Origin of the sequence: Pseudomonas sp. CFBP 13602, assembly GCF_014842725.1 — a bacterium.
GTDB classification, from domain to species: Bacteria; Pseudomonadota; Gammaproteobacteria; order Pseudomonadales; family Pseudomonadaceae; genus Aquipseudomonas; species Aquipseudomonas baltica.
This window is the reverse complement of the sequence record NZ_JACYVT010000001.1, coordinates 586,096-611,142: the sequence shown is the minus strand read 5'-3', so window position 1 is coordinate 611,142 and position 25,047 is coordinate 586,096. Positions and strand designations below refer to the sequence as shown.

The 25,047-nt window shown below is 64.1% G+C and carries 22 protein-coding genes; 14 read left to right on the top strand and 8 right to left on the bottom strand.

Going from position 1 to position 25,047, the window contains the following annotated elements:
• Positions 1-390: 390 nt before the first annotated feature.
• The 8 genes from gmd (at position 391) to IFU31_RS02605 (ending at position 10,515) form a co-directional block, all read left to right on the top strand.
• Positions 391-1,422: a GDP-mannose 4,6-dehydratase gene (gene gmd / locus IFU31_RS02640; RefSeq protein ID WP_122478519.1), complete on the top strand. Its 1,032-nt coding sequence runs from the start codon at positions 391-393 to the stop codon at positions 1,420-1,422.
• A gap of 43 nt (positions 1,423-1,465) precedes the next feature.
• Positions 1,466-2,620 (top strand): outer membrane beta-barrel protein, encoded by a 1,155-nt coding sequence (locus IFU31_RS02635; RefSeq protein ID WP_192047287.1) that lies wholly within the window; start codon positions 1,466-1,468, stop codon positions 2,618-2,620.
• Positions 2,621-2,646: 26 nt separating this feature from the next.
• The gene (locus IFU31_RS02630) at positions 2,647-3,153 is read left to right on the top strand and encodes a polysaccharide biosynthesis/export family protein (protein ID WP_122478517.1); all 507 of its coding nucleotides are present in this window, start codon (positions 2,647-2,649) and stop codon (positions 3,151-3,153) included.
• 1 nt (position 3,154) lies between these two features.
• Positions 3,155-5,377 carry a GumC family protein gene (locus tag IFU31_RS02625; RefSeq protein WP_122478515.1) on the top strand — a complete coding sequence of 741 codons (2,223 nt, stop codon included), beginning with the start codon at positions 3,155-3,157 and terminating at the stop codon, positions 5,375-5,377.
• Positions 5,378-5,491: 114 nt separating this feature from the next.
• Positions 5,492-6,886, top strand: coding sequence for an undecaprenyl-phosphate glucose phosphotransferase (locus tag IFU31_RS02620; RefSeq protein WP_122478513.1), 1,395 nt, complete (start codon positions 5,492-5,494; stop codon positions 6,884-6,886).
• Between the two features lie 14 nt (positions 6,887-6,900).
• Positions 6,901-8,259: a lipopolysaccharide biosynthesis protein gene (locus tag IFU31_RS02615; RefSeq protein WP_185793558.1), complete on the top strand. Its 1,359-nt coding sequence runs from the start codon at positions 6,901-6,903 to the stop codon at positions 8,257-8,259.
• Positions 8,256-9,203 carry a glycosyltransferase family 2 protein gene (locus IFU31_RS02610; protein WP_122478509.1) on the top strand — a complete coding sequence of 316 codons (948 nt, stop codon included), beginning with the start codon at positions 8,256-8,258 and terminating at the stop codon, positions 9,201-9,203. Before IFU31_RS02615 ends, IFU31_RS02610 begins: the two co-directional genes overlap by 4 nt.
• 28 nt (positions 9,204-9,231) lie before the next feature.
• The gene (locus IFU31_RS02605; RefSeq protein WP_192102205.1) at positions 9,232-10,515 is read left to right on the top strand and encodes a hypothetical protein; all 1,284 of its coding nucleotides are present in this window, start codon (positions 9,232-9,234) and stop codon (positions 10,513-10,515) included.
• Here the strand turns inward: IFU31_RS02605 and IFU31_RS02600 are convergent.
• On the bottom strand, positions 10,499-11,548 hold the full coding sequence (locus IFU31_RS02600; protein WP_342214248.1) for a glycoside hydrolase family 5 protein: 1,050 nt from the start codon (positions 11,546-11,548) through the stop codon (positions 10,499-10,501). The two genes, IFU31_RS02605 and IFU31_RS02600, sit on opposite strands and share 17 nt — an antisense overlap.
• A gap of 181 nt (positions 11,549-11,729) precedes the next feature.
• On the opposite strand from IFU31_RS02600, the gene IFU31_RS02595 reads away from it, so the two are divergent.
• On the top strand, positions 11,730-12,464 hold the full coding sequence (locus IFU31_RS02595; RefSeq protein ID WP_122478503.1) for a WecB/TagA/CpsF family glycosyltransferase: 735 nt from the start codon (positions 11,730-11,732) through the stop codon (positions 12,462-12,464).
• 67 nt (positions 12,465-12,531) lie between these two features.
• Here the strand turns inward: IFU31_RS02595 and IFU31_RS02590 are convergent, their stop codons facing one another.
• From IFU31_RS02590 to IFU31_RS02580, 3 genes are all read right to left on the bottom strand, one after another.
• A complete protein-coding gene (locus IFU31_RS02590) occupies positions 12,532-12,744 on the bottom strand; it encodes a hypothetical protein (protein ID WP_185793556.1) in 213 nt (70 codons plus the stop codon).
• 93 nt (positions 12,745-12,837) lie between these two features.
• Positions 12,838-13,512, bottom strand: coding sequence for a histidine phosphatase family protein (locus IFU31_RS02585; RefSeq protein WP_192102204.1), 675 nt, complete (start codon positions 13,510-13,512; stop codon positions 12,838-12,840).
• A 184-nt stretch (positions 13,513-13,696) separates the two neighbouring features.
• A complete protein-coding gene (locus IFU31_RS02580; protein ID WP_185793555.1) occupies positions 13,697-14,473 on the bottom strand; it encodes an IclR family transcriptional regulator in 777 nt (258 codons plus the stop codon).
• Positions 14,474-14,619: 146 nt separating this feature from the next.
• On the opposite strand from IFU31_RS02580, the gene IFU31_RS02575 reads away from it, so the two are divergent.
• From IFU31_RS02575 to dld, 5 genes are all read left to right on the top strand, one after another.
• Complete coding sequence (locus tag IFU31_RS02575) at positions 14,620-16,143, top strand: MFS transporter (RefSeq protein WP_342345278.1); 1,524 nt, start codon at positions 14,620-14,622, stop codon at positions 16,141-16,143.
• Positions 16,144-16,151: 8 nt separating this feature from the next.
• Entirely contained in the window at positions 16,152-17,180 is a 1,029-nt protein-coding gene (locus IFU31_RS02570; RefSeq protein WP_240998795.1) for an HlyD family secretion protein, read from the top strand.
• Between the two features lies 1 nt (position 17,181).
• Entirely contained in the window at positions 17,182-18,588 is a 1,407-nt protein-coding gene (locus IFU31_RS02565; RefSeq protein WP_192102203.1) for an efflux transporter outer membrane subunit, read from the top strand.
• 65 nt (positions 18,589-18,653) lie between these two features.
• Positions 18,654-19,070 carry a RidA family protein gene (locus IFU31_RS02560; RefSeq protein WP_192054413.1) on the top strand — a complete coding sequence of 139 codons (417 nt, stop codon included), beginning with the start codon at positions 18,654-18,656 and terminating at the stop codon, positions 19,068-19,070.
• Positions 19,067-20,749: a D-lactate dehydrogenase gene (dld, locus tag IFU31_RS02555; protein WP_192102202.1), complete on the top strand. Its 1,683-nt coding sequence runs from the start codon at positions 19,067-19,069 to the stop codon at positions 20,747-20,749. The genes IFU31_RS02560 and dld overlap by 4 nt, the downstream gene beginning before the upstream one ends.
• Positions 20,750-21,002: 253 nt before the next feature.
• Here the strand turns inward: dld and IFU31_RS02550 are convergent, their stop codons facing one another.
• Genes IFU31_RS02550 through IFU31_RS02535 form a run of 4 tightly spaced genes read right to left on the bottom strand, consistent with a single transcriptional unit; the run spans position 21,003 to position 24,704 of the window.
• A complete protein-coding gene (locus IFU31_RS02550; protein WP_122714218.1) occupies positions 21,003-21,413 on the bottom strand; it encodes a PPC domain-containing DNA-binding protein in 411 nt (136 codons plus the stop codon).
• Positions 21,410-21,961: a hypothetical protein gene (locus tag IFU31_RS02545; RefSeq protein ID WP_122478483.1), complete on the bottom strand. Its 552-nt coding sequence runs from the start codon at positions 21,959-21,961 to the stop codon at positions 21,410-21,412. The genes IFU31_RS02550 and IFU31_RS02545 overlap by 4 nt, the downstream gene beginning before the upstream one ends.
• Positions 21,961-23,538, bottom strand: a complete 1,578-nt coding sequence (locus IFU31_RS02540) for an acyl-CoA synthetase (protein ID WP_197979556.1) — start codon at positions 23,536-23,538, stop codon at positions 21,961-21,963. The genes IFU31_RS02545 and IFU31_RS02540 overlap by 1 nt, the downstream gene beginning before the upstream one ends.
• Complete coding sequence (locus IFU31_RS02535) at positions 23,535-24,704, bottom strand: acetyl-CoA acetyltransferase (protein WP_192102201.1); 1,170 nt, start codon at positions 24,702-24,704, stop codon at positions 23,535-23,537. Before IFU31_RS02535 ends, IFU31_RS02540 begins: the two co-directional genes overlap by 4 nt.
• Positions 24,705-25,047 lie beyond the last annotated feature (343 nt).

Below are 25,047 nucleotides of genomic sequence, written 5' to 3'. Positions count from 1 at the left end.
CCAGTTTGCATAAGTAGCTGATTTATAAGCACTTTATAAAAAAATACAGCCCTGATAATTTATTTACATGCGGGTGATAGCACTCGGCTTGCACTGCCGGACTTCTGCCACCTAGTATCACCTCGCCTTACCGATGCCGCCCCAGAGTCGGCACTGACAAACAGCGACCTGTTGGTCGCACGAGATCGCCAATGCCTGGGTCACGCCGATTCGTTTCAGCGCCTTTGAGGACTAAACGAGACGTGTACCTGTTTTTTTTGCTCCGATGCTGCGTTTAAACGACGTCCGGACTGAACCTTGTCGCAATAGCTTGTCCAAGGTCAGCTTCGCAGGATGTGCCGTTGGCGTTGCACCGGTCGTTGTTGCTTACCAAAGACTCTGGAGATTTGCATGAAAGCGATTGTCACCGGTGTAACCGGCCAGGATGGAGCGTATCTGACGCAGCTGTTGCTGGAAAAAGGCTACACCGTCTACGGTACCTACCGCCGCACCAGTTCGGTGAATTTCTGGCGCCTGGAAGAGCTGGGTGTCGCTGGCCACGCCAACCTGCACCTGGTCGAGTACGACCTGACCGACCTGTCGGCCAGCATTCGCCTGCTGCAGAACACCGAAGCCACCGAGGTCTACAACCTTGCAGCGCAGAGTTTCGTCGGCGTGTCGTTCGACCAGCCGTTGACTACCGCCGAGATCACCGGAGTAGGGGTGGTCAACCTGCTCGAAGCGATCCGCATCGTCAATCCGAAGATCCGCTTCTACCAGGCGTCCACCTCGGAGATGTTCGGCAAGGTGCAGGCGATCCCGCAGATCGAGAGCACGCCGTTCTATCCGCGCAGCCCGTACGGTGTCGCCAAGCTCTACGCCCACTGGATGACCATCAATTACCGCGAGTCCTACGGGCTGTTCGCCACCAGCGGCATCCTTTTCAACCACGAGTCGCCACTGCGCGGCCGTGAGTTCGTGACCCGCAAGATCACCGACAGCGTGGCCAAGATCAAGCTCGGCAAGCTCGACGTGCTCGAACTGGGCAACCTCGACGCCAAGCGCGACTGGGGTTTCGCCAAGGAATACGTGGAAGGCATGTGGCGCATGCTGCAGGCCGACGAACCCGACACCTTCGTGCTGGCGACCAACCGTACCGAAACCGTGCGCGATTTCGTCAGCATGGCGTTCAAAGCGGTGGATATCAGCCTGGACTGGTCGGGCAAGGATGATGCGGAATGCGGCACCTGCCGCGCGACCGGCAAGGTGCTGGTCAAGGTCAACCCGATGTTTCACCGTCCGGCCGAAGTCGATCTGTTGATCGGTGATCCGGCCAAGGCGCGCGAGATACTGGGCTGGCAGCCGCAGACCAGTCTCGAGGAGCTTTGCCGAATGATGGTCGAGGCAGATCTGCGACGCAACGAAATCGGCTTTTCTTTCTAGGCGCCCTTGGCGTCTACCCCGAATCACGGCAGTGGGAATGGATATGAATAAACAACAGTGGATGGCATGCCTGGCGCTGGCGCCTTGGCCCTTGAGCGCTTGGGCGTTGGAACCGGCAAAAGTCGAGCTTGGTCCCGTGAACTTCACTCCGACTTTGGAGATAAGCGAACGCTACGACGACAACTTTCGTGCAGTGGATCGCAATGAGGACGCGTCGTGGATCACCTCGGTCAAGCCGACCCTGTTGTTTACCCGCGAAACCCGCAACACCGGCTACAAGTTCCAGTATTCGGCCGACAGCCAGACCTACCTGGACCACGCCGACGCCAGTCACATCGACCACGATGCCGAGCTGAGCGGCGTGTGGGCCTTCGATTCGCGCAATCGTCTGGACGCCATTCTCGACTACAAGCGTGGTGAAGAAACCGTCGATTCCGCCGACGAGCGCGAAAACGACAAGTACACCCGTCAGGGCGGTCGCCTGAAGTACACCTTTGGCGCACTCAGCGCCATGAACCAGATCGAACTGGGCGGCGGCTACCGCCAGCAGCGCTATCGCAATGCCGAAGGCATCAACGATGACAAGGAATACGACGCTACCAGCGTCAGCGGTACCTGGTTCCATCGCCTGGGCGGCAGCACCCGTGCCCTGGTCGAGCTGAACCACGTCGACTACGACTACCTGGACTTCGATCGTCGCAACAGCAAAGGCAACCGCGTGCTGTTCGGTATCGACCGCGATGTCACCGCCAAGCTCAGCGGTACCGCCCGCCTGGGTTACGAGCGCAAGGATTTCGAAAGCTCGCAGAGCAACGACTACGGCAGCGGCACCTGGGAAGTGGGCATGGACTACAAGCCACGCACCTATTCCACCATCTCGGTGAACATGCGCCGCGCCTTCGACGAAGGTGACGACGGTGCCAACACCGTGCACGTGACCAGCAGCCGCCTGGGCTGGCGCCACAGCTGGTCGTCGTTCTTCGCCACCGACGTCAACTATCGCTACGCAGATCGCGAGTACCTGGGCACGGGCGGTCGCGACGACAAGCAGAACGCCGCCGGCGCCGAGATCATCTACACCGCCAGCCGCTGGGCCGAGGTTGGCCTGGGCTACAGCCGCGTCGACAACAACTCGAACGTGAACAGCGAAGACTACGTTCGCAACATCTACCTGCTCAGCCTCAAGCTGTCCCTGTGAACTCAACCCAAAGGGGAGAAGCCACCATGTTCAAGCATGCATTGATTGTCGTACTGGCACTGTTCAGCCTGGGAGCCCAGGCCGATGCCTACAAACTCGCTTCGGGCGATGTCATCCGGGTGTCCGTACTGGGTGAACCCGATCTGACCAACGAGGAAGTCCACCTCAACGATTCCGGTACCTTTTCCTACCCCTTTCTCGGCAACGTGAAAGCCCTGGGCAAGACCACCGACGAGATCGAACGCGTCATCACCAAAGGTCTGAGCGGTGATTACCTCAAAGATCCGAAAGTGACCGTGAGCGTGGTCGAATACCGCCCCTTCTATATTGGCGGCGAAGTCAAGGCACCGGGTGGGTATCCCTACAAGCCGGGCCTGACCATGGACCGTGCCATCGCGCTGGCCGGCGGCCTGACCGAGCGTGCTTCGGTCAACCGCATCAACATCAATCGCGGCGGCAGTGCCAAAGCGGCCCAGTTGGCAACACCGGTAGAACCGGGCGACACCATCACCATTGACCAGGGGTTCTTCTGACATGAGCCAGATTGCCGTAAGAAACAGCCAGGGCGTTGCTCCCTGGCAGGCTGTGCCCGCGTCAGAAGAACGCGATGCGCTGGATTCGCGCAAACTGTGGCGCACGCTGTGGCGTCGCCGCGGCATGATCCTCGGCGTTTTCGCGGTAGGCACCGCCGCCGCCGTGATCTACGCGCTGAACATGACCCCGACCTATCGCTCCGTCGCCACTCTGGTCATCGAGCCCAGCGGTAACCAGGTCATCACGTTCCAGCAGACCCCGGACCGTCCCGATCCCAACAGCGATTACCTGCAGACCCAGATGGGCCTGATCCAGAGTCGCGAAGTGGCCGAGCGCGCCGTGCGCGAGCTCGACCTGTCGCACCACGAGGAACTGGACCCACGGCAGAAGCAGTCGCGCCTGGCCAAGATCAAGGCCCAGCTGTCCAACTGGCATGCCGACTGGTTCCCGCAGAGCTGGCATCAGGAGCTCAACTACACCGAGCAGCAGGCGTTCAACAGCGCCGTGATGGAACTGCGCCAGCGCACCAGCGTGACCGTCGTGGGCAAGAGCCACCTGGTCAGCATCGGCGTGACCATGGCCGATGCCGAAACCGGCGCGGCCACCGCCAACGCCTTGGCCCAGGGTTACCTGGCCAGCCGGCAGAACTCGCAGCAGCAGGAATCGCTGACCGCCAGCCGCTGGATGAACACCCGCATGGTCGAGCTGCGCACCCAGCTGCAGCAGGCTGAAAGCAAGTTGCAGGCTTATCGCGATGGCCAGGGCCTGGTCGATGTCGGCGGCGTGGCTACCATCACTGCCAACGAACTGGCTCGTACCAGCGACCGTCTGGTCGACGCACGCCGCGAACGTGCCGATGCCCAGAGCCAGTACCGTCAGGTGCAGGGTCTGTTGGCCCGCGGTGGCAACCTGGACCTGTCCAGCGTGCCTGCGGTCATCAACAACCCGGTGATCCAGCAGTTCCAGGCCGTGGCCGCTACTGCCCAGGCGCGGGTCGACGAGTACAGCCAGCGCTACGGCGACAAGCATCCGCAGATGGTTGCCGCACGCTCCGAACTGCAAGCCGCCCAGGCCAGCCTGCGCAGCCAGGTCAGCCAGGTCGTCGCCGGTCTGCAGCACAACTACCAGTTGGCGCAGGACAACGAGAACTCGTTGCGCTCCTCGTTCAACACCAACAAGCAGGAAATCCAGGACATCTCCCGCAAGGAGTTCGCCCTGCGTGAACTGCAGCGCGATGTCGACAGCAACCGTGACGTGTACAACACGTTCATGACCAAGCTGCGCGAAACCATGGCGACTGCCGACCTGGTCTCGGGCAACGCCCGCGTGGTCGACCCTGCCATTGCACCGCTGTTCCCGACCACGCCGCGCAAGGCCATTCTGGTAGTGCTGGCCGCGCTGCTGTCGCTGATCGCCGGTTGCGCCATTGCCCTGCTGCGTGAAGCCTTGAACAACAGCTTCAAGAACAGCGCCGACGTCGAGCGTGCCCTGCAGCTGCCGGTACTGAGCGTGGTGCCGTTGCTCAAGCGCCGCAACCGTTCGCGCATCCACCGCCAGTTCGAGCGCAACGACGACGCGGCATTCGCCGAAGCCGTACGTACCCTGCGCACCGGCGTGATGCTCAACGACGACGATGTACGTCGCAAGACCCTGGTCCTGACCTCGACCACTCCGGGCGAAGGCAAGACCACCCTGGCGATCAACCTGGCCGGTGCCATGGCCCGCGTCGAACGCGTGCTGTTGGTGGAAGCCGACCTGCGCCGTCCGAAAGTGGCCACCAACCTGGGCCTGGACGCTCAGCACATCGGCCTGGCCGAGTTACTGGCGGGCAAGGCGGGCGTCGATGACTGCCTGCAGACCATCGGTAGCCTGGACGTGATCTGCGCTGGTGAAATGCCGTACAACCCTCAGGAACTGCTGGCCAGCACGCGCATGCAGACCTTCCTGGAGTGGGCACGCCACCGCTACGACCGCGTGATTCTGGACACCCCGGCCAGCCAGTCGGTGAGTGACGCAGCACTGCTGTGCGGCATGGCCGATTCGGTGATCTACGTGATCAAGTCCGAAGCCACCAGCATGCCGCTCGTGCGCAAGAGCATCGGTCAGCTGTTGCAGACCGGCGCGCCGATCACCGGTGTGGTCCTCAACCAGGTGTCGCGTCCCGAACCCGGTCAGCGTCGCGACCACTACTATGACTACCTGCCGGCAGCCCCGGCTCAGTAAACCTTTCCGACCTTGCAGCCGCGCCGCTCTCCCTTCGGGGTGAGCCGTGCGCACGGCTGGTCGCGTTACGGAAAATGCCCAACCACGCCGCACTTGTCTGCAGAGGATACATCTATGATTGCGCCTCGCTTGCACCCGATGGTAAATCGTCGGGGCCTGACGTTCTGGACCATGTGGCTCGCGGGTGCCACGCTGGCATGCGCGCTGACATTCAGTGTCCTGTACGCACACTTCAACGAATTCCCGCCCCAGTATCGGGTCCTGATGATGATCGGGGTTCTTGCTTCGGTCCCCGTCTACAGTTTCCTGCACGTTTACCACAAGCGCCTGAACTACCTGAGCGGCCTGTTGCGCCTGCTCGGCGGCTGGCTGACCCTGGTCGCGGCCCTGGCCGTGGTCATCTGGCTCAGTGGCAGCCCGCAGACGCTGGCGCCCGGCATGGCCGTCAAGCTGATCGCCTACGGTTTCCTGGCCCAGGCGGCAACCTTCATCCCGCTGCGCTTCCTGCTCAACCGCCACAACCAGCGCCTGAAGAACGAGCGCAAGGCCGTGATCATCGGCGCCGGTGAACTGGCCGGCAAGCTGGCGCGCCAGCTCAAGCCGCGGGTTCCGGTGCTGGGCGTCATCGCGCCGGACGCCGAAGTCGATGCCGACTGGGTACCGGTGCCGGGCGTGCCGCACCTGGGCGGTTTCGACGAACTGCGCGACATCGTTCAGCGCGAGCAAGTGCGTCGGGTGTACATCGCCCTGCCACTGGATCGCATGGTGCAGATCGAATCGATCTACGTCGACCTGCTCGACCTGGCGGTGGACGTGGTCTGGGTGCCGGACTTCGGCAGCATGATGCTGCTCAACCAGTCGATCTCGCAGATCGAGCAGTTCCCGGCCATCTACCTCAACGAAACCCCGCTGAGCTCGCACCCTGCTGCGGCCATGGCCAAGGACCTGATCGACCGCAGCCTGGCGCTGCTGGCGATCATCGCCCTGGCACCGGTACTGATCAGCTGCGCAGTGGCGGTCAAGCTGTCCTCGCCAGGCCCGGTGTTCTTCCGCCAGGGTCGCGACGGCTGCAACGGCACCGTGATTCACGTCTACAAGTTCCGTTCGATGCGCATGCACGACGACCAGGAAGTGAAGCAGGCCACCCGCAACGATTCGCGCGTAACCCGCGTCGGTGCGTTCCTGCGTCGTTCTTCGCTCGACGAGCTGCCACAGCTGATCAACGTACTGCGCGGCGAAATGGCCCTGGTCGGTCCGCGTCCCCACGCCATCGCCCACAACCATTACTACTGCGACAAATTGATGGCCTACATGGCACGTCATCGCATCAAGCCAGGCATCACCGGCCTGGCCCAGGTCAGCGGCTTCCGTGGCGAAACCGATACCCTGGACAAGATGCAGGGGCGCCTGGAGCGTGACCTGGCCTACATCAATCACTGGTCGTTGTGGCTGGACATCAAGATCCTGATCAAGACCCCGTTCACCCTGTTCTCACGGAACATCTATTGAGCCCGGAGGCTGGGATGGAACACGACTTGAGCCAGGGGCCGACACCGGCCCCCGGCCTCATTCAGCAGTTGCGCCAGAACCGCATGGTGCGGAATCTGGCGACTGCGCTCGGCGGCTCGGCCGGCGCGCAGCTGATCAACCTCGCGCTGATCCCGGTGATCATGCGTATCTACGGCCCCGAAGCGTTCGGGGTGGTGGGTACCTTCCTCAGCCTGACGATCATTCTGATCCCGGCCTGCAGCCTGACCTGGTCGATGGCCATCGTCCTGCCGCAGACCCACCGCGACGCCAGCGGACTGGCCAAGCTGGCGACCGTGGTCGCCTTGCTGGTTTCCATACTGGTTGCCGGCGTGCTGTTGTGGTGGGGGCCGATGCTGGCCGAGCGCTGGAACCTGTCACTGCTCACCCCGTACCTGATGCTGCTACCGCTGGTGATGTTCAGCTCGGCGGTGCTCGAAGTGCTGCAGCAGTGGCTCTATCGCCATGGGCGCTATCGCCTGACCGCCCGAGCCGCCACCAGCCATGCGCTGGTCTACAATGGCATGCGCAGTGTCGGCGGCCTGTTCAACAACAGCGCAACCATGCTGGTGGTCACCAGTGCTCTGTACTACGTGGTGCACAGCCTGCTGATCCTGATCGGCATGGCCATGAGCAAGCCGGCCCCGGCCGAGGTTGCCGAAACCGACGAGGCGCCGCGCAAGACCCTGCGCCAACTGGCCAGCGAATACCGCGACTTCCCACTTTTCCGTGCCCCGCAGGTGTTGATCAACGCCTTGTCGGTGCACATGCCCACACTGGTACTGGCCTCGCTGTTCGGCGCCATACCGGCCGGCTATTTCGCCCTGTGCCTGCAAGTGCTGGCAATGCCCAGCAACTTCATCGGCAAGGCCATGGGCAGCGTCTTCTACCCGCGCATCGCCGCCGCCGTCCATGCGCGTGAAGCGGTGGTCGGCCTGCTGCTCAAGGGCGTCGGCGCGATGACGGCGATCGGCTCGGCGGGTTTCCTGATCCTGGTCATTGCCGGGCCCTGGCTGTTCACCGTGGCCTTCGGTGCCCAGTGGCACGAAGCGGGCGAATACGCGCGCTGGCTGGCCCTGGCGGAATTGGCCCGGTTCGCGGCGATGCCGTGCGAAGTAGCCATCCCGGCCTTGCGCCTGCAGGCCTACTTCCTGGGCTTCGAAGTCTTCGCGACTTCGCTGCGCTTCGGCGCGGTGGCCCTGGGCGCCTTCTGGGGCGGCTCGGCCCTGGCGGTGGTGATGGCCATCGCGGCGGCAAACATTTTCATCTATCTGGCGATGCTGTCGATCGTCGTATTCAAGGCGCGTGCCTGGCAGAACCGCCAGCGTGGCACTCTACAGGAGGCTGAAGCATGACCAGATCCAATAATGACGTATGCGCGATCATCCTCAACTGGAATGGCGCCGATACCACCATCGACTGCATCCGTGCTCTGGACGCGCACTGCCGCGTTCCGGTCGTGGTGATCGACAACGATTCCAAGGACGACAGCGTGTCGCGCCTGCAGCAGTTCCTCAACGATTCGACCGGCCCGGACGTACGGGTGATCGACGAGCGTGCCGCCGGCAGCTATGACACGCCCCATGAGCGCGTCTTGATCGTCAACGAAGGCAACCACGGCTACGCCGGCGGCAACAACGTGGGCATCGACTACGCGATACGCGCAGGCTATCGCTACATCTGGCTGCTCAACAACGACGTGACCGTCGAGGCCGGTGCACTGGAAGCGCTGCGCGATACCCTGGAGCAGTCGCCCAAATGCGGCTTCTCGGCTTCCGTGCTGGTGTATTCGGACCGGCCACAGGTGGTCCAGTGCGTGGGTGGCGGAATGCTCTTCCCCTGGCTGGGCAAGACCAAGCTGATGGGCAAGAACCTGGATCGCACGCAACTGGCCACAGCCGGGCTGCCCGAGCCCGACTACCTGATGGGCGCCAGCCTGATGGTACGTCGCGAGGTGATCGAAGAGGTCGGCATGATGGACCACCGCTACTTCATGTATTCCGAAGAAGTGGACTGGGAACGTCGCGCCGCCGCCGTGGGCTGGCATGGTCGTGTCGCTCTGAACAGCTTCGCTCGCCATGGCGACAGCGGCAGCACCCGTGGCCGCAGCCACATGTTCCACTTCTACCGCAACCGCGCGGCCATCATGTACAACAAGCGCTTTCATTCGACCGCGTGCACCTTCGTCTCGGCGATCGCGCTGGGCGCGATCACCGTGCTGCAGAACCGCGGCAGTGCCAAGAACATCAAGTTCGGCATCAAGGGCATCACCGAGGGCTTGGCGTTCAAATGGCGCTGAGTGATCTATCGTCCACGAGGTAACGGACATGCTCCAGGCTTTGTTCAATCCGCGCACGTTGCTGTGCCTGCTGGTGGTGGTCAACTCCGGCTTCGTTTTCCTGACCGACAACAAGCTGGCGGGGCTGCCGTACCTGCGTGAGCTGTACCTGGCCGGTGTGGTGGGCGCAGCGGTGTTGTTGCTGGCCATGTGGCAACGCCCGTGGCAGTCACGGGCCAGTATGTGGATCCTGTTCATGGGCGTGGCCCTGCCGGTGATGTCCGCACTGTTCTCCTGGTATCACTTCGAGCAGCCACTGTTCTACGGCCTGCTCGAAGAGCGCCGCAACTTCCTCTACCTGCTGTTCTTCCCGGCCTTGTACCTGATGTTGAAGGCGCAACCGACCCAGGAGCAGCTCGAGCGCTATTTCCTGATCGGTGGCCTGGCGTGCGTGGCGGTAGGCTTTCTCTACTACTTCAAGATCGTCCCGGAAAACGCCGCCGTGGCGTTCAACGTCGACGAGAAGGACTACGGCCTCAACCCGTTGCGTCCGGATCGCTTCAGCATTGGCGGGTCGTATGTGTCGCTGTGCGCGATGATGCTGATGTACCGCCTGCGCCGTCGTATCGAATTGGTCCCGGTGCTGTTGCTCGGCCTGTTCGCCGCCTACCTGTGGCTGGTTCTGCAGACGCGTAACACGATGCTGGTGTGGACCCTGGCGGCGCTGTGGATCTTCCGTGCGCACCTGCATGTGCTGGTCAAGCTGGGCCTGGCAATGATCGTGGTGGGCGGAATCGCCTACATGGTGATGCCGGCGCCGTTCGAAGCGCAGTACGAGCGACTGATGGCCCTGGTGCAGGAAGCGACCGAGCCGGGTGGGGTGCGTGCCGATACCACGGCGATCATTCTGCGTGACACCGCGGCGAACTGGTACGTAGGGATGGGGGCGTTGTCGCTGCAGTGGCAGGGCGGGTTCTCGCGCCTGTACAGCTCGTACTTCTACCTGTCGGACGTGGGCTTGCTGGGCGTGCTGTATCGCTACGGCTTCATCATGCCGCTGATCATCCTGGTGTACTTTCTCGGATTCTGGAGAATCAGCCGTCAGTGCCGCAACAAAGGCGACCTGCTGGCTGCCTTTGTCCTGGACATGTGCTTCAACCTGATCAATCTGTTCCTGTCGCCGGCCATGATGTACGACGGCAACATCGCAGCGCTCGCGGTTGCGGCATTCGTCTATTACGGTCAGGTGAGGGTGCCGGCATCGCAACCGGCCGATCGTCCCTTGGAACGACCGGCCGGCCCTGTGGGCCTGGCGATCAGGTCGGGCCGATAGCCTTGCACTTCGGCTCTTTCAGGTACCTGCCCATGACCGACCATTGAGGACGGGCCTTGCCGTTGATCGGCTCGACCGCCATGAAGTAGCCACCCCAGTAAGGGCCGCTCGACCAGTAGGTGAGCGGCATGCACTGCAGGGCCAGGTACTTGTGCAGCCGCTCGGCCGCGTCCAGCCAGCGGGGGTCATTGTCAGGGACGCCGAACTCGCCGATGTGGCCTTTCTTGCCGTTGCGCTTGAGCCATTCGACGAAGGGCTTGGCTCGGTTTACCCCGATATCCGGATCCCATTTGCCGGAAATTCGATTCTTGTAGTTACCACTGCCGTCTGGATCGATGTAGATATGCGCGGAAAAGATCAGCTTGTTCGACGGGTCCTTGAGTTTGAGCAGCTCGTCGTTATAGTGCGGCCAGCGTTCGGCACTGGCCCACGAGCGGCCCTCGACGTAGATCGGACGAGTCTTGTCGATGCTCCGTATGGCGTCGATACCAGCCTGCGCCGCAGTCGGCCAGATGGCGTCGGATTCGTCGTGCGGCTCGTTCATCAGGTCGTAGCCGGCCAGCGCACTGTAGGGGCTCCAGCGGCGGGCCATCTGAGTCATGAGGTTCTTGTAGTGAGCTACGGTGACTTCCCTGGTGCCGATGATCTTGCCGCGGTAGCGCCCGTAGTTGTGCACGTCGAGGATCACTTGCATGTTCGCCTGTGCAGCCTGCACCAGCATCTTGTCGATCAACTTGGCATAGGTGGGGTCGAATGCCCCACCCAGCGTGGGTTGCAGGCGCTCCCACTTGAGCGGAAAACGCACGCTTTGAATGCCGCGACGCTTCCAGTTGGCAAAGAAACCTTCGCGCGGAAAGAAATAATGCGTACCTTCCACGCCCGGAAACGCATTCTCGGAGAACTCTGCCCCCGATACGTTGATCTGAACCATCGGCACATCCGCGAATGCGGCGCCAGAGCCCAGCACCAGCGCCATCGACATCGCCGCACTCAACAGTGCACGACGAGGACGAGACGGGTGGAGTTGAGGCACGAAAGGTACTGCGCGCCCGGAATCTGCACGTGAATACAACCTTTTGCTGTTCATTGGCTCAGCCTATGGATGGAAACCAGTCAATTACCATGCTTCAGACGAATAAGCCGAATCGTCCAAGCTCCCGCAGCCTTTCTATGGCGCTGCATTAACGCATTCTAGAACTGATAGGACGGCCTGGATGAAAGTTTTTGGAATAGATTTCTACAAAGGTGACCAAACGCACTTGATCCGTGCCATCAAGGGCGACGTGAACAAGCCGTTTGGCTACGTGGTTACCGCCAACGTGAACCACGTTGTGCTGCTTGAAAACGACTCGGTTTTCCGCAATGCCTATGACGCGGCGGCCTACCGGGTCTGCGACAGTCGCGTACTGATGCCCGTGCTGCGCAAGTTCGACGCCGGTGTGCCCGAAGCCATCCCAGGCAGCACCCTGACCGTGTCGGTGATGGATGAAGCCCAGCGTGAAGGCTGGACCGTGACGGTCGTCGGCTCGACCACCGATGTGCTGCAGGTGCTGGCCCAGCGATACCCGGCGGTGACGTTCCTGCACTACAACCCGCCGATGGGCTTCATCGACAACCCTGCAGAAGTGGAGGCCACCCTGCAGTTCGTCGAACAGCATCGGGCGCAGCTGGTGATCATGTCGGTCGGTTCGCCGCGCCAGGAACTGCTGTGCAAGATGATCGCCGACCGCGGCCTGGCCCACGGCGTAGGCTTGTGCACGGGCGCAGCGCTGAACTTCCTGTCGGGCAAGGTGCAACGCGCGCCGATGTGGGTGCAGAAGCTGTCACTGGAGTGGCTGCACCGCATCCTCAGCGAGCCGCGTCGCCTGGCCGGGCGCTATTGGCACGACGGACGGCGTATCGTGCCGATCATCGCGCGGCAGTATTCCCAGCAGCGCCAGAAGCCCTGAAAATCATAAAGCCACCCTAGGGTGGCTTTGTCGTTGTGCATTCCGGGGTTTTGCTTGCGGCGGGCGCTCAGCGCTTGCCCATGGAGCGGCGCGTGCCGTTCGGCGCGCGGCCTGGGGTCTTGTCGTGGTTGGACTTGCCGGCGCCGGGGTAGCGAGCCGCTTCCTTGGCCGCGAAAGCACCGGGCTTGAACGGGAAGGTGAACGCCGGGACCGCTGCCTGGCTGTCGAGCTCGGCGTCCTGGACGAGCGGATCGGCATCGGGATGTTGACTGACAGGCATGGTGACTCCGGGGCAAGCGCGTTGAAAGGGAGGGGCAGTATACCCGAGCCTCCCTTGCAGCGCTTGGTGCCACTCACACGGCCCTGGCCGGTGTCAGACCGGGCAAGCCGTATGGCCGTTGTCCAGACCCTGCTTGACGTTGCGCGAGAGCAGGCTGGCCTTGCCGTCGTGCCAGGTCAGGGTCAGCACGTAGAGCGAATCGAAGTCGCCGGATTCCCAGTCGTCGGTGATGTTCATTTTCTGGCCCACGGCGCGGCCGGCCACTTCGTTGATCAGTTCCGGTAGGTAACCATGCGACCAGGCGGTGTAGATGACGGCATTGTGGTACTTGTCGCGCATCAGCTCCTTGGCCAGGTCTCGGGTGTCGTTGGCGCCGTATTCGATGTTCACCGGCAGGCCGAGCTTGATGGCGCTGGGGCTGATGGTCATCAGCGGGCGCAGGTAGCTGTAGGATTCGTCGTTCTCGCCTTCCTCGACGTGCCGGCCAGGGTCGGCGGCGAACACGAAATCGGCATTGCCGAACCGTTGTGGCAGCACCTCGGCCAGGTTCAGCGCGCGGTTGAGGCCCTGACAGTTGAGCTGGCCGAGGCCACCGGCGGGTTTCTCGGCGTGGCGCAGGAACACCAGAGTCTGCGTGCCATCCACTGGAGCCGCACGGCTGTCGCTGATTTCGAAGGCCAGGAAGGAACAGGTACCGGCCAACAGCATGGCGGGCAATGCGTAGTAGTAGCGTTTCAACTGCCGGGCACAGTTGCTCAAAGTTTTCATAGGATGGGTCTTGAACTCTCTTTGGGTTAGCTGACACACCCGTCCAATGCGTGCTGCGAGCAGCCGCCTGGGTCTCCCTGTCTTTGTTTTTCCTGCCTGTTATCCTGTGGCAGGGGCGACTCTCTGAGTGTCATGTTGCCTTTAGGTTCGGCACTTGTGCCAATCAAGATAGTGGCATTTTGTTTCAAATTGACGACGTCTCGCCTGTGCGCAGGCCTGCGCCCAGAGCACGGGTCAAGGCTTGGCGGGTATCGAACAACGCCTGGCGAAACACCTCATGCTGCGCCTCGACCCGCCATACCGGACCTACCAGCGCCAGGGCGTACTGACCTTGCGAGGTCTGCAGGGCCACGGCCACGGCACCAACGCCCATCATGTGCTCATTGGCGTCGCAGGCATAGTCCCGCACGCGAACCTCAGCCAGTTGTTCAAGCAAGTGCGGCAGGTCCGGTGTGCTGGGCGTCAGCGGCTCGAGCACCGGGCCGAGCAGTTGCACGACGGCTTCGTCACTCATCTTGGCCAGCAATGCCTTGCCCCCCGAGGTCGCGTAGACGCTGAGGAAACTCCCGGAGGAGGGCGCCACACGCAGCGGCTGCGGCGACACCACCGAGTGCAGCAGCATCAGGTGGGTGCCGTTGCGGTTGACCAGTACCGAGGTTTCTCCGGTGCGCTCGGTCAGTGCCTCCATATAGGGGCGGACCTGCTGGATGATGTCGACATGGCTGTTGGAGGCCAGGCGCATCAATGCCGGGCCTAGGCACACGCCGCCGGCGCCGTGCACCTTGAGCAGCTCTTCGTGGGCTAGGGCGTCGACCAGGCGCTGCACCGTGGAGCGGGGTAGCTCGATGCGCTTGGCGATTGCGCCCAGGCTCAAGCCGTCGGGTTCGCTTTCGAGGCAGCGCAGGATAGCCGCTGCCCGGGAAATGACTTGAATACCGTTGCGATCGTTGTCGCTGCTCATGCAATTTGCCTTTTGTATCGCTGTTCGGTACAGTGTATCGCAATAGTGACCCAGCCAACAGGTTACCGAGCCAACAGGTTACCGAGCCAACAGGTTACCGAGCCAACAGTCAGTCTGTCGTTGGTTGCCGCCAGCAGGATTTCTTTGTGTCCCCACCTTCACCCCCAGCCCCGACCCCTTTCGGCGGGCGCCTGGCACTCGGCCTGATCGGCGTATTGATCGCCGCGCTGACGTCCGGCATCAATGACCGTGTCACCGACATTACCCTGGCCGACCTGCTGGGCATCTACGGTTTCGGCCATGATGAAGGCAGTTGGGTCAGTTCTGCCTATGCGGCTGCCGAAGTCTCGGCGATGCTGCTGGCGCCCTGGCTGGCGGTAACGTTTTCGCTGCGCCGCTTCGCCATCGTGGTCACCGTGGCCTTCGCCGGTTTCGGCGCACTGTGCCCGTTCGCGCCCAATCTGGAAAGCCTGCTGCTGTTGCGCGTGCTTCAGGGCCTCGCCGGCGGGGCGCTGCCGCCGCTGCTGATGACCGCCGCGCTGCGTTTTCTGCCTTGGCACATCAAATTGTACGGGCTGTCGGCCTATGCGCTTACCGCCACGTTCGGGCCGAACCTGGCGATGCCGCTCGCCGCGCTGTGGACCGAGGGCGGTGACTGGCGCATGGTGTTCTGGCAGATCATTCCAGCGTGCCTCATCGGCGCCGCCTGCATTGCCTACGGCCTGCCTCAGGATCCCTTGCGCCTGGAGCGCTTCAAGCAGGCCGACTGGCGCGGTGCCTTGCTCGGGACCGCGGGCATCAGCATGCTGATCATCGGCCTGACCCAGGGCGAACGGCTCGACTGGCTCGACTCGCCGTTGATCGCCTTGTTGTTGATCGGCGCCGGCGTCTGCCTGCCGCTGTTCCTGCTCAACGAGTGGTTCCACCCGCTGCCACTGTTCAAGCTGCAGTTGCTGGGCCGGCGCAACTTCGCCTTTGGCATCACCACGCTGTGCCTGTTCCTGTTCGTCGGCATGGCCGGCAGCGCGATTCCGGCAGGCTACCTGACCCACATCCAGGGCTATCGGCCGCTGCAGACCATGCCCACCGCGCTGTGCATCGCCTTGCCGCAGCTGCTCGTCGCGCCACTGGTGGCGTTCGTCATCAACCGCAACTGGGTGGATTCGCGCTATGTGATGGCGGCCGGTTTCGGCCTGCTGACCCTGGCCCTGCTGGGCGGCTCGCAGATCACCGCTGAATGGATCCGCGACGACTTCTATCTGTTGCAGGCCCTGCACACGTTCGGCCAGCCGATGGTGGTGGTGCCGTTGCTGATGATTGCCACCGGCGTGATTCATCCGCTGGAGGGCCCGTTCGCCTCGTCCATGGTCAACACCCTGCGCGGGCTGTCTTCGGTGGTGGCCGGCGTGGTGCTGGAGAATTTCGTCACCGCCCGCGAGCACCTGCATTCCAACACCTTGCTCGACCAGCTCGGCAACAGCTACCAGAGCCTGATGCCGCTCTACGGCGAACCGGCCGCCGAGATGGCCGGTCGGGTGCGCGCGCAAGCGTTCGTGCTCAGCTACAGCGACGCGTTCCTCGCGCTGCTGGCCTTCATCGCCGTGCTGCTGGTGGTGTTGGTAACCCTGCCCAAACGCGCCTATCCACCGCAACCCCCGGTACCGTCATGAAATCCGTTATGAACAACCGAACCGCTGTATCCCTCATCGGCGCCGCTATCCTCGTCTGCGCGGCCTATGGCCTTTACCACGTGCTGCACAGCGATGGTGTGCAGCGCACCGACGATGCCTACATCCGCGCCGACTCGGTGCTGGTGGCGCCACGGGTAGCCGGGGTGGTTACCGAGGTGCTGGTGCAGGACAACCAATCGGTCCAGGCCGGGCAGTTGCTCGCGCGTCTGGACGAGCGCGACTACGCGGCATCGGTCGCGGCCGCCCAGGCCAATGTCGGTGCCGCACAGGCACAGGTGAAGAATCTGCGCGCCAGCATCGAGCGTCAGGCGGCCGTGATCGACCAGGCCAGCGCCGCGACCCGTGCCACTGCCGCTTCGCTGAAGTTTGCCCAGGCCAACGCCCAGCGTTACCGCAACCTGTCCCAGGCCGGCGCCGGCACCCAGGAAGAGCGGCAGAAGGCCGAGGCCGAACTGCAGGGCTGGGAAGCCTCGCGTGACCGCGATGCGGCCTCGCGGGTCGCGGCCCAGCGCACCCTGGACGTGCTCAAGGCCGAACTGGAAGTGGCCGAGGCAGCAGTGGACAAGGACCGCTCGGCGTTGCAGCAGGCCGAGCTGAACCTGTCGTACACGCAGATCCTGGCACCCGCCGATGGCATGATCGGCCAGCGTTCGGTGCGTGTGGGCGCCTACGTCGCGCCCGGCCGACCCCTGCTGGCCCTGGTGCCGCTGCACCAGGCGTTCGTGGTCGCCAACTTCCGCGAAACCCAGTTGGCGCACATGCACGCCAGGCAGCGTGTGGACATTCGTGTCGACAGCATTCCCGACCAGGTTTTCCGCGGCCATATCGACAGCGTGGCACCGGCCACCGGCCTGTCGTTCGCGCCGATCAGCCCGGACAACGCTACCGGCAACTTCACCAAGGTGGTGCAGCGCATCCCGGTCAAGGTGGTGTTCGAGGCCGACCAACCGCACCTTGACCGTCTGCGGGTGGGCCTGTCGGTGGTCGCGTCGGTCGATACCACCCAGGAGCCCTGAAATGAAACGTGCATTGCTGGTTCTAGCCTTGAGCAGCCTGGGCGCCTGCAGCGTCGGCCCCGACTTCCAGCGTCCTCGGGCAGCGTTGCCAACCCAGTGGCAGGACAGCGCCGGGACGCGCGCCGACGCGGCGCTGGACGCCGCCTGGTGGCAGCAGCTGGGCGACCCGCAACTGACCGCGCTGGTCACCCGCGCGGCCAAGGCCAACCTGGACATCCGCTCGGCGAGCAACCGCGTGCAGCAGAGCCAGGCCCTGCGCCAGGTCAGCGGCAGCCAGCAATTGCCCGGGCTCAGCGCGCGTGGCGGCTACCAGCGCGAGCGCAACAGTGGCGAGGGGTTGAACGATCCGTCCGGCCAGAACGGCCGGGCGCCTTTCGAACTGTGGAGCGGGGCGCTCGACGCCAGCTGGGAAGTGGACCTGTGGGGCCATGTCCAGCGCAGCGTGGAGATGGCCGAGGCCGACGTCCAGTTCAGCCAGGCCGAGCGCGATGCGGTCGGCTTGAGTATCGCGGCGCGCACCGCCACCGACTACATCCGCCTGCGTGGCGTGCAGGCACGCCTGGCGGTGGCGCGGCAGAACCTGGATATAGCCCGGCAAACCCAGCGCCTGACGCAGACCCGGTACGACAACGGCGTCACCACCAACCTGGACACCGCCAACGCCGCCGCACTGGTGGCAACCATCGAAGCGTCGCTGCCGATGCTGCAGGCGCAACAGGACCGCTTGATCAACGCCCTGAGCTACTTGCTGGCGGAGCCGCCCCGGGCCCTGGCCGACGAACTGCGCACCCCGCAGGCCATTCCCAACCCCGCCCCGGACGTGCCCATGGGGGTGCCCTCGGAGCTGGCGCGGCGCCGGCCCGACATCCAGCGCAGCGAAGCCGCCCTGCATCGCGCCACGGCAGCCATCGGCGTGGCCAAGGCGGATTTCTATCCGCGGGTCAGCCTGGGCGCCAGCTTCGGTTTTCAGGCGCTGGCCGGCTCGGACCTGGGCGGCTGGGATTCGCGCAGCTGGTCGTTCGGCCCCAGCCTGTACCTGCCGATCTTCCAGGGCGGGCGACTGACCGGCACCCTCGAGCTGCGCGAGCACCAGCAGCAGCAAGCGGCGCTGGACTACCAACGGGTGGTGCTGGCGGCCTGGCACGAGGTTGACGATGCCATGAGCGACTATGCCGCCGAACAGCAGCACCACGCGGCGCTGGGCGAGGCAGTGCGGCAGAACACCGTGGCCCTGGGCACTGCCCGCGACCGCTACAACCAGGGCGCCACCGACTTCATCAACGTACTGGGTGTACAGCGCGCGCTGCTGGCCACGCAAACCCAGCTGGTCGACAGCGCCACCGCGGCGGCGATCGACCGTGTGCGTCTGTATCGGGCCCTTGGCGGAGGATGGCCGAAAGACGCCTGAAGAAGCCGCGATGTGCCCGGCCAGCCGTGCTAGGGTAAGGTCTGTCAGCCAACAGGAGCCTGCCCATGCCCGACCTCGCCCCGTTCACGCTCAGCAACCCGCCCGGCCTTTTCGACCCGGCGCCTTATGGCTACTCCCATGTGGCCGAGGTCGCCGCTGGCAGCAAGTTGCTGTTCATCGCCGGCCAGGGCGGTGAAAGCCTGGACAGCAGCATCTCCCCGGACTTCCAGCTGCAGGCCGGGCAGGCCCTGGCCAACCTGCGCACCGCACTGGCCTCGGTCGGTGCCGATTATTGCCATGTCGCCAAGCTGACCGTGCTGGTGGTCGATCACGACCACGAGCGCCTGGCCATCTGGAGCGACACCCTGCGCGAGGCGTGGGGTGGCGAAATGACCCCTGCCTGCACGTTGATCCCGGTGCCGCGCCTGGCCCTGGACGGCATGCTCATCGAAGTCGATGCGGTCGCGGTGGTGCCGCAATGAGCGAGTTGATCAGCGCCCTGCGCGGCATCGTCGGCGCCACCCACGTGCTGACCGAGTCGGCCGAGACCGAACGCTTCCGCCAGGGCTTCCGCTTCGGCAGCGGCAACGCACTGGCGGTGGTCCGCCCCGGCTCGCTGCTGGAGCAGTGGCAGGTGGTCAAGGCCTGCGTGGCGGCGGACGTCATCGTCATCATGCAGGCGGCCAACACCGGTCTGACCGGAGGTTCCACGCCCGACGGCGGCTACGACCGCGAAGTGGTGATCATCAGTACCTTGCGCATGCGCACGGTGCATGTGATCGAGGAGGGTCGGCAGGTCATCTGCTTCCCCGGTTCCACCCTCGATCAGCTGGAAAAGGTCCTCAAGCCGCTGGGCCGCGAGCCCCATTCGGTGATCGGTTCTTCGTGCATCGGGGCGTCGGTGTTCGGCGGTGTCTGCAACAATTCCGGCGGCTCGCTGGTGCGCCGCGGCCCGGCCTATACGCAGATGGCCGTGTATGCCCAGCTCGGTGCGGACGGCACCTTGCAGCTGGTCAACCACCTGGGCGTCGAATTGGGCGACACGCCCGAGCAGATTCTGGGCAACCTCGACGCCCAGCGCTACACCGCAACCGACATCAAGGCCGATGCCGGGCTCGGTTCCGACCATGGCTATGCCGCCTATGTGCGTGAGGTCGACGCGCCTACCCCGGCGCGCTTCAACGCCGACCACCAGCGCCTGCACGAGGCCAGCGGCAGTGCCGGCAAGCTGGCGGTGTTCGCCGTGCGCCTGGACACCTTCGCCGCCGAGCGCGACACCGCCGTGTTCTACATCGGCAGCAACGACACCGCCGACCTCACGCAGATTCGCCGGCACATGCTCGAGCAGTTCGACGAACTGCCGATTGCCGGCGAGTACATGCATCGCGACGCCTATGACGTGGCTGCCGAGTACGGCAAGGACACCTTCCTGATGATCCACCACCTGGGCACGCAGCGGCTGCCCAGGATGTTTGCCCTCAAGAGCCGCGCCGACACCTTTCTCAAGCGTTTTCCCTGGCTGCGCGCCAACCTCGCCGACCGGGTCCTGCAGGTCGCCGCGCGCTGCTTCCCCGATCACCTGCCACCACGCATCCGCGATTTTCGGCAGCGTTACGAGCATTACCTGATGCTCAAGGTGTCAGCCGGCTCGGTGGCACCGACCCAGAAGCTGCTCGAAGGATTGTTCGCCGGGCGCGAGGGAGACTTCTTCCGCTGTACCGCAGAGGAGGGCAGCAAGGCCTTCCTGCATCGGTTTGCCGCTGCCGGTGCGGCGGTTCGCTATCGCGCGGTGCATGACCGCGAGGTAGAGGACATCGTGGCCCTGGACATCGCCCTGGCGCGCAACGATCGGCAGTGGTTCGAGACGCTGCCCGACGACATCGAGCAGCAGATGATCGTCAAGCTGTACTACGGGCATTTCTTCTGCCACGTGTTCCATCAGGACTACATCCTGCGCAAGGGCAGTGATTGCCTGGCGGTGGAGCATCGCATGTGGGCACTGCTCGACGAGCGCGGCGCCGAGTACCCCGCAGAGCACAATGTCGGCCATCTGTACCCGGCCAAGCCGGCGCTCAAGGCGTTCTACCAGCAGCTGGACCCGTGCAACGCGTTCAACCCGGGTGTCGGCCAGACATCCAAATGTCGCCACTGGCAGGAGTGATAGAGCGGGCAATCCGAGATTGTGCACGACCCTGTAGGAGCGGTCCGTGGCCGCGAAAGGTTGACGCGGTCGGCCTGATCCACCGCGATAGCTTTTTCGCGGCCGATGACCGCTCCTACGGGGAACCGAAAACCGCGCAGGACCTTGTAGGAGCGGTCCGTGGCCGCGAAAGGTTGACGCGGTAGGCCTGATCCACCGCGATAGCTTCTTCGCGGCCGCTGACCGCTCCTACGTGAGGGCCTCGGGGGGGGCGTCAGTCCGGCAGCCACTCCTGCAGAGTCAACTCGACGGTGATGAACGACAGGTTGCGGCCGCGCTCCAGTCGTCCGGCGAAGATGTTGCCGTCGGCGTCCGCAACCACCGCCTGCAGGCGACTCTCGCCGATGACGATCTCGCCACTGATGCTCAGAATCTCCACTCCCGGTCCCGGCACGTTCAGGGTCTTCATGCCGTGTCGGCCCAGATAGCCCAGCTGTGCATCGATCAAGCTGCCCAGCCCGCCACGAATCACGGCCAGTGCGATCCCGTGGCTGGCGCACAGCGCCTCGGCGCTTTCAACGATGTCTTCGTTGGGTTTGAGCCGGGCGACCACGAGTCGGCCCAGGCGGCCGGTCTGGATGCTGGAAGCGGACAGGTCGGGTTCGAGTACGGCGCTGGCGTTCATGAGGCCTCCTGGTCGATCGGGTGCAAGAGATTGAAGTGGGTTTCGGCATCGGGCTGTGCCTGATAGGCGACCTGATCGAACAGGCACAGGCGGATCACCAGGTTTTCGCTGCCCACAATCAGTTTGTCGAGCACCAGATGGCCACCGTGCTGCTGCCCGTCGCGATCCAGGAATCCGGCGTGGCAATGCAGCAACGGCATGTTCTGCGCATCGCGGCCGACGGTGATGGCACCGCTGATGAACGTGATGTAGCCGTCCAGTACCACCGGCGCACCGTAGTCGTAGGGGCGCTCGGCCTTGTCGGTGACCACCATGCGGTGATAGCTCAGGTGCGCCGCGCCGCCACAGAGAATGCGCCCCACCGCGCTGCCGTAGCGGCGCCCGCGCAGGGCGGCCAGCAAGCCTTCGGCGACGTTGCACGCCAGGGGCAACACGATGCGCAACTCTTCACCCTGGGCCACGCTGCGGTCCAGGCGCCGCGGCTGCTGCGCCGGCCCGCCGTGGACGAACACCCGTACGCCATCGCGCTGTTCGAAATGGGGGTTCATCAGGCCACCTCCTCGCGTTCCTGCAGCAGTGCGCGGATCTGCTTCTTGACGATCTTGCCGTAGCCGGACTTGGGCATGTCGTCCCAACGCACGAAGTGCTTGGGCCATTTGTAGCGAGCCAGGCGCGGTTCCAGATGGGCCAGCAACTGCTCGTCACTGACCGGGCCGGTGGTGACGATCACCGCGCAGCCGCATTCGCCCCATTTCGCGTCCGGCATGCCCAGCACGGCCACTTCGTTGACAGCAGGATGGGTCAGCAGGGCTTCCTCGACCTCGCGTGGGTAGACGTTGGAACCGCCGGAAATGTACATATCCGAGGCCCGGCCGGTGATGAACAGGTAGCCGTGCTCGTCGACGTGGCCCAGGTCGCCGGTGTGGAACCAGCCGTGCTTGAAACAGCTGGCGTTGGCCTCCGGGTTGTTGTAGTAGCCGCTGAACACCGCCGGGCCGCGCACGCAGATCTCGCCGTCCTCGCCGGTCGCCAGTTCCTGGCCCGACTCGTCGAGAATCGCCACTTGCATGCCAGTGCGCGGATAGCCGCAACTGCCGACCTTGGCGGCCGGGGAATCCTCGGCATCGTGGCAATCGGCGGGCAGCACGGTGATGTTGCCGGTGACTTCGCCCAGCCCGTAATACTGCACCAGCACCTTGCCCAGCTTGCGCAGGGCGTGACATTGGTCGGCGCGGTACATCGGCGCGCCGGCATAGATCAACTGGCGCAGGCTGCTGTGGTCGTAGCGGTCGACGGCGGGGTCTTCGGTAAGCATCTTGACGATGGTCGGCACGGTGAACAGGTTGTCGACCCGGTGTTCCTGCACCAGGCGCCAGGCTTCGTCGCAGTCCAGTCGATCGCCGGCCGGCAACACGCAGGCGGCGCCGCGTGCGACGTTGACCAGCGCATGGATGCCGGCGCCATGGGACAACGGCGCCAGCACCAGGGAGCGCGAGTGCTGGGTCAGGCTGGGCATCAGGTCGGCGATGTGGTTGTTGATGACGAAGGCCATCTGCCCGTGCGTGAGCACCCCGGCCTTGGGGTGGCCGGTGGTACCCGAGGTGTAGAAGAACCACAACGGGTCATGGTAGTTGACGTCGGCGGGGCGGAAAGCGCTGGCGTGCGGCGCGCCTTCGTCCAGCAACTGCCCGTAGCTGAGTTCGCCTTCGCGGGGTTCGCCAAGGGCGATCACATGCACCAGGGCCGGCGACTCGGCGCGCACGGCATCCACGTAGTGAGCCAGGCCGTCGTCGTAGAACATGGCCACCGCGCCGCTGGAACTGCCCAGATAGGCAGCCTCGGGCGGGGTGATGCGCACGTTGGTCGGTACCCATACCGCGCCCAGGCGGAACGCTACCCAGGCGCTCTCGAACAGCGGCAGGTTGTTGCGCGAATGCACCAGCAATTTGTCGCCCTTGCCCAGCCCGCGCGCGCGCAGTGCGGCGGCGACGCTGTCGACCCGCTGCGAGATGCTGCGCCAGGTGTGCACCTGGTCACCGCGGATGAACCCCGGTGCATCCGGGTAGCGGCGGGCAATCTGGTTGAGCAGTTCGCCCAGGTTCATCACATTGTCGATGCCGGTCATTGCACGCGCTCCAGAATGCTCACGTAGTTGGTCACCGCGGCGCCGCCCATGTTGAACACGCCAGCGCGGTCGGCCTTGGCCAGTTGCATGTCGCCGGCCTGGCCGCTGAGCTGCATGGCCGCCATCACGTGCATCGACACGCCGGTGGCGCCGATCGGGTGGCCCTTGGACTTGAGCCCGCCAGAAGGATTGATCGGCAGCCGGCCGTCCTTGCGGCTGATGCCCTCGGCAATCACCCGTGCGCCCTGGCCGCGTTCGGCCAGGCCCATGGCTTCGTATTCGAGCAGTTCGGCAATGGTGAAGCAGTCGTGGGTTTCCACCAGCGACAGGTCGGCCAGGCTCAGGCCAGAGGTGCCCAGCGCTTGCTGCCAGGCGCGCGCCGCGCCTTCGAAGAAAGTCGGGTCGCGGCGCGACAGCGGCAGGTAGTCATTGACCTGCACTGCCGCGCGGAAACTCACCGCCTGGCCACGGCCGGGCGCATGGTCGTCGCGACTGATGACCAGGGCGGCGGCGCCGTCGGTGATCAGCGAGCAGTCGGTGCGCTTGAGTGGCCCGGCCACGAACGGGTTCTTTGCCGACGGCTCACGGCAGAATTCATAGCCCAGGTCGCGACGCATGTGTGCATAGGGGTTCAACGCGCCGTTGGCGTGGTTCTTCGCGGCGATCATCGCCAGCGCGTCCGACTGGTCGCCGTAGCGGTCGAAGTAGGTCTGGGCGATGGTGCCGAACACCCCGGCGAAGCCGCCCTCGATCTGTGCTTCCTCCTTGGCGTAGCAGCATTTGAGCAGGATCTTGCCGACTTCCTCGGTGGGCAGCGTGTTCATCTTCTCGAAGCCCACCACCAGCGCGTGGCGCGACTGGCCGGAGAGCACTGCCTGCAACGCCGAATGGATCGCCGCCGAGCCAGTGGAGCAGGCGTTCTCCAAGCGCACCGAAGGGGTGAAGCGCAGGGCCGGGATGTGGTTGGCGAGCAGGGCGGAGGGGAAATCCTGATACAGAAAGCCGGCGTTGAAATGGCCGACGTGAACCGAATCGATCTGTTCGGCGTCCAGCCCGGCATGCTCGAGCGCGGCCACGGCCGCATCGGCCATCATCTGCTCGGGGTCGAGCTGGTCGAATTTGCCGAAGGGGGAGTGGTACCAACCGCTGATGACTGGCGAACCCATGAGGTCTTTCCTCGAATGAAATCTGGATTGATGTTGTTTGCCAAGGTCGATAGCAAGAGCGGTGCCAAGGGCTTGAAACGCCGGCCCGTGGCGGGCTGGCTGTTACCGTGGCGAGGTGTCGTGTCGCCACAGGTGTCGCTTCGCTCGCGGCAGGCGACACCTGCGGGAGACACCTGTTACATCGGGCTGTACGGCGCTTTAGGCGTGAAACGTGCGGATACATTCGAGTCGGTACAGTTTTGTTCAAGAAAAACAGGGGCTTGCTTGCCGGCGGGCGCCCTTGGATACGCTTTTTGCGCCGACGGGGCAGGGGTGGCACCCGATTTGCTTTCTCACCCTGCAT

Bases quoted from the DNA above. Each gene is read 5' to 3' on its own strand.
- IFU31_RS02625 (WP_122478515.1), top strand. From the start codon at position 3,155: ATGAGCCAGATTGCCGTAAGAAACAGCCAGGGCGTTGCTCCCTGGCAG.
- IFU31_RS02565 (WP_192102203.1), top strand. From the start codon at position 17,182: ATGAAACGTGCATTGCTGGTTCTAGCCTTGAGCAGCCTGGGCGCCTGC.
- IFU31_RS02535 (WP_192102201.1), bottom strand. From the start codon at position 24,704: ATGGGTTCGCCAGTCATCAGCGGTTGGTACCACTCCCCCTTCGGCAAA.
- IFU31_RS02620 (WP_122478513.1), top strand. From the start codon at position 5,492: ATGATTGCGCCTCGCTTGCACCCGATGGTAAATCGTCGGGGCCTGACG.
- IFU31_RS02550 (WP_122714218.1), bottom strand. From the start codon at position 21,413: ATGAACGCCAGCGCCGTACTCGAACCCGACCTGTCCGCTTCCAGCATC.
- IFU31_RS02635 (WP_192047287.1), top strand. From the start codon at position 1,466: ATGAATAAACAACAGTGGATGGCATGCCTGGCGCTGGCGCCTTGGCCC.
- IFU31_RS02540 (WP_197979556.1), bottom strand. From the start codon at position 23,538: ATGACCGGCATCGACAATGTGATGAACCTGGGCGAACTGCTCAACCAG.
- IFU31_RS02590 (WP_185793556.1), bottom strand. From the start codon at position 12,744: ATGCCTGTCAGTCAACATCCCGATGCCGATCCGCTCGTCCAGGACGCC.
- IFU31_RS02630 (WP_122478517.1), top strand. From the start codon at position 2,647: ATGTTCAAGCATGCATTGATTGTCGTACTGGCACTGTTCAGCCTGGGA.
- IFU31_RS02545 (WP_122478483.1), bottom strand. From the start codon at position 21,961: ATGAACCCCCATTTCGAACAGCGCGATGGCGTACGGGTGTTCGTCCAC.
- gmd (WP_122478519.1), top strand. From the start codon at position 391: ATGAAAGCGATTGTCACCGGTGTAACCGGCCAGGATGGAGCGTATCTG.
- dld (WP_192102202.1), top strand. From the start codon at position 19,067: ATGAGCGAGTTGATCAGCGCCCTGCGCGGCATCGTCGGCGCCACCCAC.
- IFU31_RS02595 (WP_122478503.1), top strand. From the start codon at position 11,730: ATGAAAGTTTTTGGAATAGATTTCTACAAAGGTGACCAAACGCACTTG.
- IFU31_RS02570 (WP_240998795.1), top strand. From the start codon at position 16,152: ATGAACAACCGAACCGCTGTATCCCTCATCGGCGCCGCTATCCTCGTC.
- IFU31_RS02560 (WP_192054413.1), top strand. From the start codon at position 18,654: ATGCCCGACCTCGCCCCGTTCACGCTCAGCAACCCGCCCGGCCTTTTC.
- IFU31_RS02615 (WP_185793558.1), top strand. From the start codon at position 6,901: ATGGAACACGACTTGAGCCAGGGGCCGACACCGGCCCCCGGCCTCATT.
- IFU31_RS02610 (WP_122478509.1), top strand. From the start codon at position 8,256: ATGACCAGATCCAATAATGACGTATGCGCGATCATCCTCAACTGGAAT.
- IFU31_RS02605 (WP_192102205.1), top strand. From the start codon at position 9,232: ATGCTCCAGGCTTTGTTCAATCCGCGCACGTTGCTGTGCCTGCTGGTG.
- IFU31_RS02580 (WP_185793555.1), bottom strand. From the start codon at position 14,473: ATGAGCAGCGACAACGATCGCAACGGTATTCAAGTCATTTCCCGGGCA.
- IFU31_RS02585 (WP_192102204.1), bottom strand. From the start codon at position 13,512: ATGAAAACTTTGAGCAACTGTGCCCGGCAGTTGAAACGCTACTACTAC.